The following is a 17,940-nucleotide window of genomic DNA, read 5'->3' as shown; positions in this document are numbered from 1 at the left end:
AGTTATTCCTTTTATATTTACTTCTAGTTAAATCTTTTTACACTATTTCTTTTGGGGATAGATCATGTTTGTAGTTGTCCATGTTTAGAGTATTATTGTATAACTCAACTCTGTTTCTGCCCTTATGCTTTGCATTATATAGTGCAACATCAGTCCAGTGAATTAAGTCAAGGTAGCTATTAGAGAGTGTTGGAATTATGCAAGCTACACCAATACTTATTGTTATATAAGGTAGAGTCTTAGAACGTTTATTAGGTATCTTAAGCTTCTCAATAGAAGTTCTCAAGTTATTCGCCACATTTATAGCACCGATTTCATCAGTATCAGGAAGAATTACTACAAATTCTTCGCCACCTAACCTTGCCAATAAATCGCCGCCACGTTTAATGTTTTCTCTAAGGGTCTCTGAAACGATTTTTAAACATTCATCTCCTTGAAGATGTCCATAAGTATCGTTATAAGTTTTAAAATAATCTATATCAATCACTAGTAAAGATATTGGTTTAAAGGTTCTTTGCGTTCTTCTCCAATCTCTTTTAATACAAATTTCAAAGTATCTACGATTAGAAACTCCAGTTAAAGAGTCCGTAAAGGATAGTTCTTTCAGCTTTTCATTTGCCTCTGTTAACTTTAAGTTCGCTTCCTTAAGTTGTTTCTCCATTACCTTACGGGCAGTTATGTCCCGAGATACTGCTAAGAGTTCCTTAATAGTGCAATTTTCATCTTTAATGCAGTGAGCTGACGTTTCAAACCAAATATAATTTCCACTTTTTTGTCTAATTCTAATTTCAGCAACAATAGTCTTAGAAGTTTTTAATAAGAGTTTGTGCTGCTCCATAATGTAAGGTATCTCCTTAGGATGAAGATAGTTATAAATAGAAGTTCCTACAAGTTCTAAAGGTGAATATCCAAGTAACGGTAATACAGAGGGAGACAAATATTTTATTATAGCATTGGAGTCAAAACTAATAATAAGATCACTAGAGTTATTTACCATTAATTTATAATAGGATAAACGTTTATAATTTTCATGAGAAATCCTTAAATACTCACACTCACAATATGAAATAAAGGCTCCCACTATATATAAAAATAAAAATGAAATATAAGTATGTACGTAAGCTGTGTTTACTTTTAAAGAAAATAACACATGCCCTAACAGATATATAGCACTTATTAAATTCATTATAATATATTTAAATTCTTTAGTCTTTTTTAAAGTTCCAACATAACTGAAAACAATTCCTGTAAGTAGAGTAATGCTAAAGATAGCTAATGATGTTGACCCAAAACCATAGAAAACAAATCCCGTGGCACCAATAATAGATACACATATAATAGTAGAAAGTGGTGACCCGTAAAGAACTGTCAGTGCAATCACTACATGTCTCAAATCTATAAACATATGATGTGCTAAATTTACAGAATGAAGCATAAGAAGCGCACCAATTAGTCCAGAGGTTAATCCTACAAATAGCGTAGTTAAAAGCTTAGAACTATTAATTTTTCTTAATCTAATAACAGATTTCCATTGTAAAAAGATAAAAATCAAAATAATTGCAAGGTTTACAAATAAGTTTGGGAACATACAAATCCTCCTAAGTAATTACAATGAAGGCATTGGCCTCACAACATACTAAGAATAATTATACTACATTGCTTGAGAAAATGAAAAGAATTTTGACGTTTTATTTTGCTATAAAATCAATTGTTAAAAGATAAATAAAAAGAATATGTAATTTATGAAATATTATGAAGGAAATAGTAAACGTGTTCTTGCAAAATATCTTTTAATACTTTATTTTAATAATTTAAAGATAAGTTAAATATTATTTTTTAACTCACCAATAATTTTTACTTATTAATAAAAAATATTTAATGAAATTGAAAGTGTTTAAGTTTTTTGCAAGTACTGAATTGAAAGTTGCTTTAAGCTTTTTTTTTATGTATTATTCCATATTTAGTAAATGGAAAATAAAATTTTTAAAAGAATATAATCCAATTATTTGCAAATAATAATTGCGAAACCAATCAATACATCTAGTTTAGCTTTGTTAAACAAAATTTATGATGCAAATAAAATAATAAATAAAAATATTGGCTATTATAATCACAATAATTTTATTAACTAGATTATAATAGAAAACTTACTATTAATTTTGCAACATATCATTTCTAAAATTGCAGAAACTATAATTACTAGGAATTAAAGAAAGGATGGTGCAACATGAAAAAACTATTATTTTTATTTTTATGTCTAATTGCATTGAGTGATGTACCAACTTTTAATATTTCTGGGACAAGTCGTCATAATAACGATATTCAGTATATAGATACAAGTAAAGGAAATGTCATAGATAATATACTGAACATCTTCGATAAAAAAGAAAAAATTTATTATAATGCTGATTTAGTATAATTTAAAAGGAAAGAGCAATCTTTCCTTTTTGTTTGTAATATTAATATAAAAGTTTTAATATATTATTTCATATTAATTACTGTATAAAAATAAATTTATATTATATTTAAATGTAAAAATAAATAACTTAATTTTATTACATGTAAAAAATTAATAATAAATAGGTAGTATATTGTAAATAATTTAAAGATATTATTATATCAATTAATAAGTTTTAGATGATTTTCATCCTATCAGTACAAAATAAATCTATTTTTCTAATAAATTTTTGTTGATTAAACTTGCATTGTGTGGGTATTAAAGTTTTATTAGAATATGTTTATACATATTGGATAAGTATAAAATATACGCAATATTAGGTAATCATGGGAAAATTAAGAAATAATATTATAAATAGATTTGAAAAAAGATGAGAACTCTGTTATTATCTTTTATATAATATAAAAAATACCAAGGGGGTATATTAATGGAGTCAGGTCCTGACGGTAGTATAACGTTACAGCTACTATTAATATTTTTACTAACTTTGATTAATGCTTTTTTCGCATCTGCGGAAATGGCAATTGTATCACTGAACAAAAACAAACTTAGAATGTTGTCCGATGAAGGGAATAAAAAAGCAATTCTTCTGGAAAAACTTCTAGAGGAACCAAGCAAATTTTTAGCAACTATTCAAGTTGGAATTACACTTGCAGGTTTCTTTGCCAGTGCATCCGCTGCAACAGGAATTTCAGGTGATTTTGCTAAGGTTCTGCAGGAGATTGGAGTTCCTTATAGCAATCAAATAGCTCTAGTAGTGATAACTATTATGTTATCCTATATTACTCTTGTTTTTGGAGAACTATATCCAAAAAGAATAGCACTGCAAAATGCAGAAAGTATTGCCATGTTTGCAGTGACACCACTTGTATTTGTGTCAAAGGTTACTAAACCTTTTATAAAGTTACTTTCTGGGTCTACTAATTTATTGGTTAAAATCACAGGGTTTCAGACTGATAATTTAGAAGAAAAGGTATCCAAAGAGGAAATTAGATCACTAATTGAAGTTGGTCAAGAACATGGAGTTATAAATGAAACTGAAAAGGAAATGATAGAAAGTATCTTTGAGTTCGATAATAAAAGGGCAGAAGAAATAATGACCCCGAGAACAGAGGTATTTTTAATAGATATAACTTCACCATCAAGCAAAATATTAAAAGAATTACTAGAAGAACAGTATTCTAGAATTCCTGTTTATGAGGATGATTCAGATAATATTATTGGTATTTTATACTTAAAGGATTTTTTCCTTGAAGCTAGTATCCATGGCTTTGACAGTGTAGACATTAAAAAGATTTTAAGAACACCTTATTTTGTTCCAGAAACTAAAAACATTGATGACTTATTCAAGGAACTTCAAAAATCCAATAACCATATGGCAATTTTAATTGATGAATATGGTGGATTTTCAGGGATAGTTACTATAGAAGATTTGATTGAAGAAGTTATGGGAAATATATTCGATGAATATGATGAAGTTGAGCCAGAAATTATGAAGATTGATAACAATACTTACATAGTTAATGGGCTTTTATCAATAGATGAATTTAATGATTATTTAGATACAGATATAGAATCTGAACACTCAGAAACCATTGGTGGGTTTGTGGTAGATTTACTAGGAAGCATACCAAATGATGGAGAAGATGAAGTGGTAGAATATGAAAATTTAATCTTTAAAATAGAAGATGTAAAAGAAAAGAGAATTGAAAAAGTAAGAGTTTGTATTAGTAGAGATGTATAAAAGGAAGGAGTAATCCTTCCTTTTTTTTATGCAAATATATAAATTACTTATAAGAAAAATCTTTATACTTGCTTGGACTTAAGGTTTAAACCTATAATAGAATTTGGATTTTATAAATGAATAAAAAATTAATGTTAATACTAGTTTGTAGATTAAGTTTTATTTATACTATTATCTAAAAAGGTGATGATGAAATTTGACTTTAAAAAGAAAAATAACACTTATGGTAGTTTCTATACTTTTAATAACCATTGTTTTTGCAGCGTATTTTTTTCTGTATTATATGGAGGAGTCCATCAGAGATAAGAATGGTACTCTTGTTATGAATATGGCAAAAACCATATCCTTTATGCCAGTAATTCAAGATAATCTAGGGAAAACTAATGGAAGTGATAAAATTCAAAATTCAATGGAAAAGCTTAGGCTAAATACAAAAGTTCAATTTATAACAGTTCTTGATATGGAAGGAATAAGATACTCTCACCCTTTACCAGAAAGGATTGGTGGTAAATTTGAGGGTGGAGATGAAGAGCGGGTTTTAGAAAGAGGCGAAAGTTATTTATCCCAAGGGGTAGGGACTTTAGGACATTCTTTAAGAGCCTTTGTACCTGTTTATAAGGATGGGGTGCAAGTGGGGGCAGTTGTGGCAGGCGTGCTTATTGGAGATGTTATGAAAGAATATAGAAGTTCTGTATATCAGTTTATGCCTTATTTAGTTATATCCATGATTCTTGCTATACTAGGTGCAACACTAATTTCTAACAATATTAAGAAAACTATTTACGGATTAGAGCCAAAGGAAATTGCATGGATACTTAGTGAGAGAGAAGCGATTCTTCAAGGCATTGAAGATGGTTTAATTGCAGTTAATGATAAAAATCAATTAATTCTCATTAATAAAACTGCAAAAAATCTTTTAAAGGTAGAACAGCAAAATGAAGATGAAGAAATTAATGATTTCAAATATTTTAGTGGACTTAAGTATGTTTTGCAAAATAATGAAGCTCTTTTGAAATGTGAGGTGAACATAAATTCTACTGCATTAATGGTGAATTACTATCCACTAAGAGATAATAATGGATTTTTAATTGGTGCTATAGCTAGTTTTCAGGATAAGACGAAAGTTAAAGAAATGGCGGAGGAACTTACAGGTACTAAAAAGCTTTTATGGTCCTTAAGAGCTCAAAATCATGAGTTCATGAATAAGTTACATACAATTTCTGGACTTATACAACTTGAAGAATATGATGAGGCTTTAGAATTTATTCATCATACTTCAGATGTTAGAATGAAGGTAATTAATGTGCTTTCTAAAAATATAAAGGTTTCCTCCATAGCAGGGCTTATCCTCGCTAAATATAATAAGGCAGTAGAGGCAAAAATTGATTTTCAAATAAATGAACACTGCATGATAGAAAGTATACCTAACAATATAACCTCTGAGGAATTAGTGATTGTCATAGGAAATCTTATAGAAAATTCAATAGATGAAGTAATTGGAGATACAAATGGAATTATAAATTTTAGTATTATACAATCAGAGAATGATTTAAAAATACTGGTTGAGAATAATGGAAAGCCAATATCAGATGAAGTAAGTAAAAGTTGCTTTATGCAAGGGGTTAGCACAAAACCAGGTCAAAGGGGTCATGGCATGTATAATACAAAGAGGATTTTAGATAAGTCTAATGGAAAAATAATTTTTACCACAGGGAAAACTACCACATGGACTATTACTATACCATACATTTAGGAGGTTATGAAATTGATTAAGGTGATGATTATTGAGGATGATCCAATGGTTAGAAGTATAAATACTAAATTTTTAGGAAAGTTGGAGGGCTTTCAGCTCATTGGTACCGCTGGAGATTTTAATGAGGCGAAAGAATTAATTAAGAATTTAAAACCACAACTACTTTTGTTAGATGTATACCTCCCAACAGGTAATGGCATAGACCTTTTAAAATGGTTAAGAAAAGAAGAACCTAGTACAGATGTAATTCTTATTACTGCAGAGAGAAATATTGAAGCTGTTCAAGAAGCTATGCGATACGGAGCAGTGGACTACCTTGTGAAGCCATTTGAACTCCAAAGATTTAAAGAAGCCTTAATTGATTATAAGAAAGTAGTAGAAATAACAAAGGGACATGATAAAATAGAACAAAATTTTATTGATGAATACTTAATAGGGCAGAAAAGTGGTAGCTCTACCAAAATTATTAGTGGAACTGCCTTATGCAAAGGTCTTAATGAAATTACATATAACCAAATTTGGGAAGCTATTAATGAGGGGAAATTCATGAGCTTTACTGCAGAGGATCTTGGAAGTAGTATTGGTATGGCTAGGGTTACAGTACGAAGGTATCTAGAATTCATGGTAAAACAGGGAAAACTTAAGATGGATTTAGAGTATGGGAAAATAGGTAGACCAACTAATGTATATAAAAAAAGTGCGAACTAAAAGACCAAAAAGAACTAAAAGACCATATTATTGTTTGTTTGTTAATTAACAAATATACTCTAAGTAAAGATTTTACTGAGGAGGATATGCAATGAAAAAGATTATATCATTAGTTATGGCAGCTATGTTAACTGTGCCAGTTCTTGCTGGTTGTGCAAATGGGGCAGGTAGTTCCGCAGATGTAGTAATAATTGGAGCAGGTGGTGCTGGTTTATCAGCGGCTATTTCAGCTCATGATGGAGGAGCAAAAGTTGTAGTTCTGGAGAAAATGCCAATGGTAGGGGGAAATACTAACCGTGCTACTGGTGGATTAAATGCAGCAGGAACAAAGCAACAAATTGCAGCAGGAGTTCAAGACAGTGTAGATTTATTCTATGAAGATACAATGAAGGGTGGAAAAAATTTAAATAACCCTGAAATGGTAAAAATGCTTGCTACTGAAGCTAAAAACTCAGTGGAGTGGTTAGAGTCCTTAGGTGCAGACTTATCGGATGTAGGGAGAATGGCTGGAGCTAGTGTTAATAGAACACATAGACCAACTGGAGGAGCTGCAGTAGGAAGTCACATAGTTCAAACATTAAAAAAAGGTGCAGATGATAGAAAAATAGATATAAGACTTTGGAACCAAGCTACAGAGATAGTTAAAGATAAAGATGGAAAAGTTAGTGGTGTAAAAGCTAAAGACAAAGATGGTAAAGAATACACAATAAAGGCTAAGTCAGTTATTTTAACTACAGGTGGATTCTCTGCTAATGAAGAGATGGTAGTGTCTTACCAACCAAATTTAAAAGGTTTTGCTACAACAAATCATCCTGGTGCTACGGGAGACGGTATTGTTATGGCTCAGGCTTTGGGCGCTAAATTTATTGATATGGAACAAATTCAAACACACCCAACAGTAGTTCCTGAAAAGGGAGTAATGGTAACAGAAGCTGTTAGAGGTAATGGTGCAATACTTGTAAATAAAGATGGAAAAAGATTTATAGATGAGCTACAAACTAGAGATGTGGTTTCAAAAGCTATACTTGCTCAAAAAGATAAAGTTGCTTACCTTTTCTTTGATGAAGGAATGAGACAAAGCTTAAAGGCAACTCAAGAATATTTTGATATGGACTTAGTGGTTGAAGCAGACTCTTTAGAAGCTTTAGCTGAAAAGATAGAAATGGATAAAGCTACTTTTGTAGATACAGTTAACAAATACAATGCAGCTGTAGAAGCAAAAAAAGATAGTGAATTTAATAGAGCTGATATGCCAAGAAAATTAGACCAAAGTAAATTTTATGCTATTCCTGTTACACCAGCAGTACATCACACTATGGGCGGAGTTGCAATAAACACAAATAGTGAAGTTCTTGGAGAAGATGGACAAGTTATACCTGGATTCTATGCAGCTGGAGAAATTACAGGTGGAGTACATGGTGCTAATAGACTTGGAGGAAATGCTCTTGCAGATATTATTACTTTTGGTAGAATAGCAGGAACAAATGCAGCTAAGGTTCTTAAGAAGTAATTAGTATAAAGGTGTTAATTGAAGATAATCAATGTTAACTAGGAGGAATTGGAAATGAAAAAAGTAAGCGCTATAGCAATGTCAGCATTATTAGCAGCTACGGTATTAGTTGGCTGCGGTTCTGCTGGAAAATATAAAGATGGTTCTTATGAAGCGGTTAAAAAAGGTGCTACAAGTGATATAAAGGTAGCAGTAGAAGTAAAAAAAGGTAAGATTTCTGATGTAAAGATACTAGAACAAAAGGAAACAGCTAGTTTGATTCAAGCAGCTCAGGATAATTTAATACCAGAGATAATTAAAAATCAAGGAACTGAAGGTATTGAAGCTATTTCAGGAGCTACAAAATCAAGCCAAGCTATTATAGATGCTGTTGGTGAAGCTTTACAAAGTGCAAACAAATAATAATATATTTATCCCCCTTAATAAATATATAACTATATAATAGCTTTCATTTAAAAAGATGTAGAGTTTGAATTAAGGTTTGTGCTTTATGAATAAGCAAAAAGGAAGGAGTAATCCTTCCTTTTTTTATTTATCAAACCATCCTTTTCTTTTGAACCAAAAAAACATGGAGATACTGATACTACTCATAACAATAAGGGCAACAAAATAACCATATTTCCACTCGAGTTCTGGCATATATTTAAAGTTCATTCCGTAGACTCCAGCTATGAAGGTTATAGGTATAAATATGGAGGTTATCACAGTTAATAACATCATATTTGTATTCATTTTGTTAGAGTTAATTGAGATGTAACTATCACGAATATCAGATGTCATATCTCGATTTGCTTCCACCATGTCAGATAATTTAAGTAAATGATCGTAAACATCTGAGAAATAAAGTTTATGATCTTTAAATATATTTAACCTTTCAGAGTTTAATATTCTATAGAGCAAATCCCTCATGGAATAAATTATTCTCCTCAGTTTTAATAAATCACTTCTAATAGCAAAAACCTCATCAATTAGTTTGTGAATAGATTTTTTATCAGGATTATTATCTATTTTATCAAGGGCATCTTCAATGCTATAAATAGCAGGGAAAAACTGATCTACTATTTCATCTAATATTTGATGAGTGACATACATGGGACCTTGATCCCAATGATGTGAATTACTTCTTATGCGATTTGAAGCTTCCAAAATTTCTTGAAGTTTATCTTCATGGTAGGATACAATGAATTTATCGCTGACAAAAAGTGAGACTTCTATTGGTTGTAAATTATGTTTATTTAAAGCATTTAATATAAAAAAATTATAATTTTCATAGTAGTCTAGCTTAGGTTTGTTCAAAGAGTGTATGCAATCCTCAATAGCTAAGTGATGAAATTTGAAATAACTTGATAAAAGCTTTTTTTCAGACTCAGTTGGGCTATCGAAATCAATCCAATACCAAGCCAAATCTTTTTTAGGCAATTTCTCAATTGTTAAGTTCTCTATTAATTGTAAATTTTTATCTAATGCAAATATATGAAGCAATTTTATTCCCCCAAAACATAGAAATTTAAAATCGATTTTTTTGTATTATTTAGAAGCAAGTAAGAAATCCAAATACAATTAATTGTACACCTTACAGAATGGATTTCCAATAATTACATTATTGAATACTCAATCCTATTATTCATTTAATAAAAATAGTAAAAAGTAAACAATTTAAAAAAACTTTGAAAATGTAGTGAAAATCAATCATTAAAGGATAAGGTTTTTACAAGTCTATCTTCACCTAAAAGTGTATTAGGAAAAACTTCTGTAGCATTATTTATATACATTTTAGCACTAGCCATAGCAGGGCTAAAATGAGTTAACATAAGCTCTTTTACATCCCCCTTATTACCCAGGCTAGCAGCTTCTCTAAAGGTCATATGTTTATTCTTAATGGCTTTTTCAATATCCTCATCATCTCCATAGGTTCCTTCACAGATAAAAAGGTCACTGTTAGCTATAAATTTAGGAATAGTGTCTATTGGTCTTGTATCAGTAATGTAACTAATCTTAATGCCTTTCCTTTCACTACCTAAAACCATCCAAGGTTCATATAGACTCCCTTTATGTTCTATAGAAGTGCCCTTTTGGAGCTTATTCCATAGGATTTTCGGAACCTTATTAGCACAGGCACTTTCCACATTAAATTTTGGCTTTCTTTTTATATAAAAACTAAAACCCAGGCATGGTGCTGAATGTTCAACCTCTAAGGTAGAAATAATAAGATCACTGCTTAAAGAGAGATTATTTAATTCCGAACTATTAGTTTCTTCATATTTATTTTTCTCAAAAAGAGTTAGAGCTATTTTGTCTATTTTACAATTATCAATGTGATTATCATTAGTATTGTTCTTCATATGTTTATCATAATTAGAAGCTGTAATACAAATAAGGGATTCATTAAGATTTATATACAAGGGCTCAGAAGGATTCTCAATAATATTTAATTCATAGGGAAGATAAGGTACTATAACTCTTAAACCTTCTACTATATTTTTTATCCCCTCAGGTCCAATTATGGTTAACAACTCAGTTCTCCCACTATTGCCAATAGTAGCAAGTAGCCCAGGCAAACCTACGGTATGATCTCCATGACCATGAGTAATACAAATAATATCAATGGTTTTGAAACCACAGCCTAAGATTTTCATAGATACTTGAGTACCCTCACCACAATCTATAAGAATTTTTCGCCCTCTATAATTTATAAGAAAGGAGGAAAGATACCTTTCAGGAATTGGCATCCCACCACCACAACCTAATAGTGCTACATCAACCAATTTTATCACCTCATTTTTTACTTAAAAACTTTGAATAAAAATATTAAATTATGAACAAGTTCATTTTAGTAAGGGGCTTTGGAATGAAAAATTAATCCTAAAATATTAAATTTTCACTAGTAATCTCACCTAAAATTTTATAAGCACTTAAATTTGTTTAAACACTTAAACTTGTATAAACTCTGAAGAGGTCTAAAGACTCATCCTTCCAAAATGCCGTTAAAGAAATTCATGTAAATATATTGTCTGCAATTTTGCAGTTTAAATGCTTATATTATTGTGTGTAAGCCGGGGCGTCATATTATATTTTTCTGCATGGCTTATAGAGAAGTCCTTTTTAATTAATTTTATAAAATTCAGGCTGCGGGTTGGAAATAAAGTGCTTAGTAATAACTTATTAATATTGAAAAAATGAAATACTTATTCACTTAAAAACAATAAGGATAATTATATGGATTAAAAAAACAATTTTAACTTTTTCTTTCTGATTTTGACATTGAGTTGACATATTCGGTGGCTAATATATAACCATAGTAACAAAGCCGTAGTAAAAAATCACTTGGTTTTCTAATTAAAGTATAAAATAATTTTAATTTATACTAAGTTTTAATAATGTAAAGTATTTTAAATGGTACATAAGGTGAACTGAAAGGGAAATGAAAGATAGCATTTGTTTTGAAATTTAGAAAAATACACAACTCATTAATTATGTATATCTTTGCAAAGATTATATAAAAATTAAATTATTTGGAGGAATGAAACATGAATAAAAAATTGATTATTGCAACTTTGGCCTTAACTTTATCCATAGGAGTAGGTACTTCTGTATATGCAAATTCTGATACTACAATTACAGGCTCAAAAAATCCTAGTAAAATTGGAATGAAAAATTCTAAAAGAGTTTTTGCAATTGCAAAAGAGGGTAACATGGATAAGGTTTTAACTGAAAAGTTTGGAATCACTAAAGAAGAGTTTAGTGCTGCTATGGAAAGTGGTAAATCAATAAGTACTTTATTAGAAGAAAAGGGAGTTTCTTTAGAAGAATTTAAAGCAGCTTTAATAGAAGCTCAAAATGCAGGTATTGATGAAGCAGTAGCAAATGGAAAGCTCACTGTAGAAGAAGGGGAAAAAATTAAAGCTGATATGAACACAAGAATAGAAGAAAATAGTTTTGAAAGTGCTATGTCTTTTAAAGGCGGCAAGGGAAATAGAGTACACATTGATATTAAAGGTGTAGGCAGTATAGATACAGTTTTAACTGAAAAATTTGGAATCAGTGAAGAAGAATTCACTGCTGCTATGGAAAGTGGTAAATCAATAAGCACTTTATTGCAGGAAAAAGGAGTTACGTCAGAACAATTTAAAGCAGCACTAGTAGAGGTTCAAAATGGTGGTATTGATGAAGCCGTAGCTAATGGAAAAATCACTGCAGAAAAAGGGGAAGAAATGAAGACCAAAGTCCAAGAAAGAATGGCAAACTTCAATATGGATGAAATGTTTAAGGGCAAAAGAATAATGGATAAAAAAATAATAGGTGAAAAAGGTTTTAACTTTGAAAAAGGAACCAAGGATGCAGATGTATTTACAGAATCCTTCGAAAGTAGTGATTCAGTAGAAGCAACACCGGCCACAGGAATATAAGAATTATAGCTGGGAGATATTTTAAAAGAATATAATTTTCTAATTAAAGTATGATACATGTAATAGTTATTTAAGATACTTTATAACATTTTTATGATATAAAGGTTTAAATATAAAAAATTGACCCCATACCCCTTCAAAAGGCCATTCCAAAAATATGGAATGGCCTTTTTATGTTTTTTTTATAAGTTGTGAATAGCAAGTGATATAGAAAAAATTATATAAAAATTTCCAAAAAAAATAAAATTATTCCTTCCTACCCCAAAAACCATACTAACCCCTCCGAATTTAATAACATAAGCAAAACAAATCCATGGATGAAAAAAATATGTACATATAAAATTAAGGAAATTATATTGATAAGTAAATTTCACTTTTAGTTGTTTATAAAGAAGTTGAAAATCCATATAAGCTAAGAAAAGGTAAATAGTAAAAGTTTATTATAAAAATTTTGATTTGAATTATGGAGGGAATATTATGTTAAAGAATAAAAAAATCGCAACAGTAGTTGCAGCAGTAGCATTAGCCGTAGGAGTTTCAGGTGCAGCTTATAGCTATACAGCACCACAACAATATGTAAGTTTTGATATTAATCCAAGCGTGGAGCTTACAACTAATATGTTTGATAAAGTTATTGCTGTAAATCCATTAAATGAAGATGGAATAAAAATTCTTGAAACTTTAAAGTTAGAGAATAAAGATGTAAAGGATGCTGTAGATATGCTTACTCAAGCAGCTATTGCTAATGGATATTTAGCTGAAGAATTACAAAATGAAATATTAGTAACTGTTTCATCAGATAATGAAGAAGAAGCAACAGAAACAGAAACAGAATTAGGTGAAGTAATTAATGAGGAGCTTACTGAAGAAAACCTTGAAGAAACACCAGTAACTACTCAAAACATAAACTTAGAAAGACATAAGGAAGCAGCAAGACTTGGAATATCTCCAGGAAAAATGAACTTAATTCAAAAGCTACAAGCTGTTAACCCAGAAATTAACGTTGAAGAATATGCTAAGAAACCAGTTAAAGATATTATGAAGGAAATTAAATCAATAAGAAAAGAAAATAAGGATGCAATAGACGCAATTGAAGAATTAGATCAAGAAGAAGCAACTGAAGGAACTGTAGTTGAAGAAGCGACAGAAGCTCAAGATGATGCAACAATAGTTGAAGATGCTGATGAAGATAATGACGATGCAGATGATGAATCAAAAATAGCAAAAGAAAAGAAAGAAAAAGAAGTAAAAGAGAAGAAAGAAAAAAGCAATAATGGTAACCAAGGAAATGGCAACAATGGTAATGGAAATGGAAACAATGGCAACAATGGAAATGGTAAGAAAACTAATTAATTAGTTTTGTACAAAAATAAACAAAGTATAATCTTATCTACTTATTAAAGCTACCAATATGCATATAGTTCATCACAGAAATCTATATGTTTTTCACAAAGTCCCATATACTTTTTATCACAGAATCTCTGGTGAATTTCACCAGAGATTTTTGTTTTTTGATTAGCATCGTAGAAAAATAATGAAGAAGTTCATTTTAGCAAGGGGCTTTGGAAGGAGATTTGATTAAGAACGTAATCATATCACTTATAAATATTTAAACCTTTTGGCGAATATTAGCACAATAGCCATATAAGTTCTTATCACTATATAAACCACTAATTCTTCCAATCAAATAAATGTGAAAAGTAAGCGAAAATTCAGACAACTGAAGAGGTATGGAAAATAAAATACATTTCAATACTTATATGGAATTATTTTACAATATATAGTATAATTATATTATTAATAAAAATCTTGAAGAAAATATTCATCTAAAAATTGTAAAAAAGTATAAGGAGATTGTATGAGAAAATCAATAGAAGAAAATTATGTTTCAGATTATGATGTATATCTTTTTCATGAAGGTAATCATTATGAAAGTTATAAATTCATGGGAGCACATTTCAAAAAAGAAAATAATAGAAATGGATATAGATTTACTCTTTGGGCGCCTAATGCAAAAGAGGTAAGAATAGTAGGAGATTTTAACAATTGGATTGGGGACAAGCATCCCATCACAAAGGTTAAGGAAACAGGCTTTTGGAGTGGGTTTATTCCTGGACTTAAGGAAAATGAAGTATATAAATATGAAATTATAACTAGTAATGGAGATAGAAAATTAAAGGCTGATCCCTATGGATTTTTCTCTGAAAAAAGGCCAAATACGGCCTCAATTACTCTTAAACCTTGTAATTATGTATGGAAAGATCAATGCTGGACGGAGAAAAGAAAAGAAATAAATTCAGATTATTGCCCAGTAAATATTTTTGAAGTTCATTTAGGTTCTTGGAGAAGAAGAGAAAATGGAGAGTTTTTATCTTATAGAGAATTAGCAAAGTTGCTACCTAATTATGCAAAAACTATGGGATACACTCATATTGAAATAATGCCATTGATGGAGCATCCCTTAGATGATTCTTGGGGCTATCAAGTTACAGGATATTATTCTCCAACAAGTAGATATGGAAGTCCTAAGGATTTGAAGTATTTTATAGACTGTTGCCATAGAAGTGGTGTAGGAGTGATTTTGGATTGGGTTCCTGGACATTTTTGTAAGGATGACCATGGATTATTTAGATTTGATGGTAGTGCTCAATATGAATATGAAGATCCTCAAAAAGGTGAAAATTCTGGATGGGGAGCAGCTAACTTTGATTTAGGTAAACCAGAGGTTAAGAGTTTTCTAATATCCAATGCCCTGTACTGGCTCGGAGAATTTCACATAGATGGATTAAGAATGGATGCAGTAGCAAATATGCTTTATTTAGATTACTGCAGAGAATCCCATGGGTGGACACCGAATAAAAATGGTGGAAATGAAAACCTTGAAGCCATGGTGTTTATAAAAGAGCTAAATGAAGCTATTAATAAGGAATTTCCTGACACCATTACCATTGCAGAAGAATCTACTACTTGGCCCAAGGTAACAGGAAAAGTTGAAAAAGAAGGCTTGGGATTTAGCTATAAATGGAATATGGGATGGATGAATGATATGTTAAAGTACATGGGAATAGATCCCATTTGCAGAAAGCATAATCATGTACTTATAACTTTTTCCCTAATGTACGCTTATTCAGAAAGATTTATTTTACCAATATCACATGATGAAGTAGTTCATGGTAAAAAATCTTTAATTGATAAAATGTGGGGAGATTATTGGAATAAGTTTGCAGGGTTTAGAGCTTTTCTTGCATATATGTATTGTCATCCAGGGAAGAAGACCTTGTTTATGGGGAATGAATTTGCTCAGTTTATTGAATGGCGTTTTAATGAAGAGTTGGAATGGCATTTACTTGAGTTAGACATGCATAAAAAAGCACATAAGTTCACTAAAACCTTAAACAAGTTATACAAAATGGAACCAGCACTATGGAAGTTAGATTCAGAACCTTTGGGATTTCAGTGGATTGATGTAAATAATTCTAATCAAAGTATCATAGTATTTATGCGTAAATCATATGATGTTAAGGATACCTTGATTATAATTTGTAATTTTACCCCTGTAGTTTATTATGACTATAAAATAGGGGTGCCCTTTAGAGGTACTTATGTGGAAATATTAAATACTGATCATAAAGACTTTGGAGGCTCGGGTCAGGTAATGGAACAGGTTTTATTTGCCCAAGACGGAAAGTGGCATAATGAGTCCTATACTCTTACCGTAAAGGTTCCTCCAATGGCTACTATGATTTTAAAGATAGAAAACATTGATAGTACAATGTTTTTAAAAGATTATAAAGATGAAATATAAAAATGAAAAAATATATTCTAGTAAAAAAATTATGTAATCAATAAATTAAACAATGCTAAAAAGATAAAGGATGGGGTGATTAGTATGGTTAAAAAAGAAATAGTAGCCATGATCTTGGCAGGGGGAAAAGGTACAAGACTTGGGGCGCTTACAAAAAAATTGGCAAAGCCTGCGGTTCATTATGGAGGAAAGTATAGAATTATTGATTTTCCCTTAAGTAACTGTGCTAACTCTCATATTAATACTGTGGGTGTGTTAACTCAATATGAGTCCATAGTATTAAATTCACATATTGGAGTGGGGTCTAATTGGGGGTTAAACACATCAAAGGGTGGAGTTACTGTATTGCCTCCAAGAGAAACAGAACAAGGGGGAGAATGGTATAAGGGGACAGCAGATGCCATTTATCAAAACAGAGATTTTATAAGTTCTTTCAAACCAGAATATGTGCTTATTTTGTCAGGAGATCATATTTACAAAATGGATTATTCCGCTATGCTAGATTTTCATAAGGAAAAAGGTGCAGATGCAACTATTGCTGTAATAGAAGTACCTATGGTTGAAGCCTCTAGGTTTGGAATTATGAATACTAGGGATGATAATAGTATTTATGAATTTGACGAAAAACCTGAATTTCCTAAAAATAATTTGGCTTCTATGGGAATTTATATTTTCAATTGGAAAACCCTAAGTTGTTTTTTAAATGATGATGCAAAAGATAGCAAATCAAATCATGACTTTGGGAAAAATATTATTCCTAAAATGCTAAGTTCAGAGAAAAAGATGTATGCTTATAACTTCCAAGGATATTGGAAGGATGTAGGTACTATTGAAAGTCTATGGGAATCAAATATGGATTTATTAAAAGACAAATCACAGTTAAATTTATATGACTCAAATTGGAAGATTTACTCTGATAATATAGAATGCCCACCTCAATATATTGCACAGGAAGCTAAAATAAGAAATTCTATGATTAATCAAGGCTGTACCATCTATGGTGAAGTAGAAAATTCAATAATTTTTTCAAAGGTTTATGTTGGGAAAGGTGCTAAAATTAAGGATTCTGTTATTATGTCTAATGTTCATATCGAAGAAGGGGCTGTTATAGAAAAGGCTATTGTGGATATGGATATGGTGATTAGTAAAGGTATAAGTTTAGGAAACAGCAAAGGAAGGGATATCATACTAGTAAGCAGAAAAAATGAGGGAGAAAATGAATTGCAAATAGATATTGAAGAGTCTATAGAACCTAAAGATATTTCCTCCTTTATAGTTAAATAGGTTTTAAACCTAAAGAAGATTATGGGAAAATCATGAGTTTTTAGGGTGCCATAAAACATTATTGAATTAATTCACAATAGAAAGTCTTAAGTCAATAGAATTTGTTAGTGAGCTATACATGAAAATATATATAAGTTTACGAGGTTAAAGGATTTAAAGGGGGGCTAAATATGAAAGATGTTATGGGGATAATTAATTTACATGATAATGACAATAAAATTAAGGAATTAACTAATCATAGACCAATAGCTGCGATACCTTTCTTAGGTAGA

General features: G+C 30.5%; 13 protein-coding genes. 10 read left to right on the top strand and 3 right to left on the bottom strand.

Going from position 1 to position 17,940, the window contains the following annotated elements:
- Positions 1-37: 37 nt before the first annotated feature.
- On the bottom strand, positions 38-1,588 hold the full coding sequence (locus RR409_RS01460) for a diguanylate cyclase (RefSeq protein WP_332555939.1): 1,551 nt from the start codon (positions 1,586-1,588) through the stop codon (positions 38-40).
- Between the two features lie 639 nt (positions 1,589-2,227).
- On the opposite strand from RR409_RS01460, the gene RR409_RS01455 reads away from it, so the two are divergent.
- The 6 genes from RR409_RS01455 (at position 2,228) to RR409_RS01430 (ending at position 8,575) form a co-directional block, all read left to right on the top strand.
- The gene (locus RR409_RS01455) at positions 2,228-2,419 is read left to right on the top strand and encodes a hypothetical protein (RefSeq protein ID WP_332555938.1); all 192 of its coding nucleotides are present in this window, start codon (positions 2,228-2,230) and stop codon (positions 2,417-2,419) included.
- A gap of 466 nt (positions 2,420-2,885) precedes the next feature.
- Complete coding sequence (locus tag RR409_RS01450) at positions 2,886-4,202, top strand: hemolysin family protein (RefSeq protein ID WP_332555937.1); 1,317 nt, start codon at positions 2,886-2,888, stop codon at positions 4,200-4,202.
- Between the two features lie 196 nt (positions 4,203-4,398).
- A complete protein-coding gene (locus tag RR409_RS01445) occupies positions 4,399-5,955 on the top strand; it encodes a sensor histidine kinase (protein ID WP_332555936.1) in 1,557 nt (518 codons plus the stop codon).
- 6 nt (positions 5,956-5,961) lie between these two features.
- Complete coding sequence (locus tag RR409_RS01440; protein WP_332555935.1) at positions 5,962-6,663, top strand: response regulator; 702 nt, start codon at positions 5,962-5,964, stop codon at positions 6,661-6,663.
- A 91-nt stretch (positions 6,664-6,754) separates the two neighbouring features.
- Positions 6,755-8,173, top strand: a complete 1,419-nt coding sequence (locus RR409_RS01435; protein ID WP_332555934.1) for a flavocytochrome c — start codon at positions 6,755-6,757, stop codon at positions 8,171-8,173.
- Between the two features lie 54 nt (positions 8,174-8,227).
- A complete protein-coding gene (locus tag RR409_RS01430) occupies positions 8,228-8,575 on the top strand; it encodes an FMN-binding protein (RefSeq protein WP_332555933.1) in 348 nt (115 codons plus the stop codon).
- A gap of 126 nt (positions 8,576-8,701) precedes the next feature.
- On the opposite strand, the gene corA is transcribed toward RR409_RS01430, so the two are convergent.
- Together corA and RR409_RS01420 are read right to left on the bottom strand one after the other, a co-directional pair.
- Positions 8,702-9,655, bottom strand: a complete 954-nt coding sequence (gene corA / locus RR409_RS01425) for a magnesium/cobalt transporter CorA (protein ID WP_332555932.1) — start codon at positions 9,653-9,655, stop codon at positions 8,702-8,704.
- A gap of 203 nt (positions 9,656-9,858) precedes the next feature.
- A complete protein-coding gene (locus tag RR409_RS01420; protein ID WP_332555931.1) occupies positions 9,859-10,938 on the bottom strand; it encodes a ribonuclease Z in 1,080 nt (359 codons plus the stop codon).
- Between the two features lie 762 nt (positions 10,939-11,700).
- Between RR409_RS01420 and RR409_RS01415 the strand changes: the two genes are divergently transcribed.
- The 4 genes from RR409_RS01415 (at position 11,701) to RR409_RS01400 (ending at position 17,668) form a co-directional block, all read left to right on the top strand.
- Complete coding sequence (locus RR409_RS01415) at positions 11,701-12,579, top strand: hypothetical protein (RefSeq protein WP_332555930.1); 879 nt, start codon at positions 11,701-11,703, stop codon at positions 12,577-12,579.
- Positions 12,580-13,056: 477 nt separating this feature from the next.
- Entirely contained in the window at positions 13,057-13,932 is an 876-nt protein-coding gene (locus tag RR409_RS01410; protein WP_332555929.1) for a hypothetical protein, read from the top strand.
- 505 nt (positions 13,933-14,437) lie between these two features.
- Positions 14,438-16,384: a 1,4-alpha-glucan branching protein GlgB gene (gene glgB, locus RR409_RS01405; protein WP_332555928.1), complete on the top strand. Its 1,947-nt coding sequence runs from the start codon at positions 14,438-14,440 to the stop codon at positions 16,382-16,384.
- A gap of 84 nt (positions 16,385-16,468) precedes the next feature.
- A complete protein-coding gene (locus tag RR409_RS01400; RefSeq protein ID WP_332555927.1) occupies positions 16,469-17,668 on the top strand; it encodes a glucose-1-phosphate adenylyltransferase in 1,200 nt (399 codons plus the stop codon).
- Positions 17,669-17,940: the final 272 nt, after the last annotated feature.

It is taken from the genome of Clostridium sp. (assembly GCF_036642255.1).
GTDB lineage: Bacteria > Bacillota > Clostridia > Clostridiales > Clostridiaceae > Clostridium_J.
The sequence above is the reverse complement of the archived record's forward strand: the minus strand, read 5'-3'. Positions and strand labels throughout refer to the sequence as shown.

What these genes read in the sequence shown, in the direction of transcription:
- RR409_RS01460 (WP_332555939.1), bottom strand. Translation starts at nt 1,588, where the DNA reads ATGTTCCCAAACTTATTTGTAAACCTTGCAATTATTTTGATTTTTATC.
- RR409_RS01455 (WP_332555938.1), top strand. Translation starts at nt 2,228, where the DNA reads ATGAAAAAACTATTATTTTTATTTTTATGTCTAATTGCATTGAGTGAT.
- RR409_RS01450 (WP_332555937.1), top strand. Translation starts at nt 2,886, where the DNA reads ATGGAGTCAGGTCCTGACGGTAGTATAACGTTACAGCTACTATTAATA.
- RR409_RS01440 (WP_332555935.1), top strand. Translation starts at nt 5,962, where the DNA reads ATGAAATTGATTAAGGTGATGATTATTGAGGATGATCCAATGGTTAGA.
- RR409_RS01435 (WP_332555934.1), top strand. Translation starts at nt 6,755, where the DNA reads ATGAAAAAGATTATATCATTAGTTATGGCAGCTATGTTAACTGTGCCA.
- RR409_RS01430 (WP_332555933.1), top strand. Translation starts at nt 8,228, where the DNA reads ATGAAAAAAGTAAGCGCTATAGCAATGTCAGCATTATTAGCAGCTACG.
- RR409_RS01415 (WP_332555930.1), top strand. Translation starts at nt 11,701, where the DNA reads ATGAATAAAAAATTGATTATTGCAACTTTGGCCTTAACTTTATCCATA.
- RR409_RS01410 (WP_332555929.1), top strand. Translation starts at nt 13,057, where the DNA reads ATGTTAAAGAATAAAAAAATCGCAACAGTAGTTGCAGCAGTAGCATTA.
- glgB (WP_332555928.1), top strand. Translation starts at nt 14,438, where the DNA reads ATGAGAAAATCAATAGAAGAAAATTATGTTTCAGATTATGATGTATAT.
- RR409_RS01400 (WP_332555927.1), top strand. Translation starts at nt 16,469, where the DNA reads ATGGTTAAAAAAGAAATAGTAGCCATGATCTTGGCAGGGGGAAAAGGT.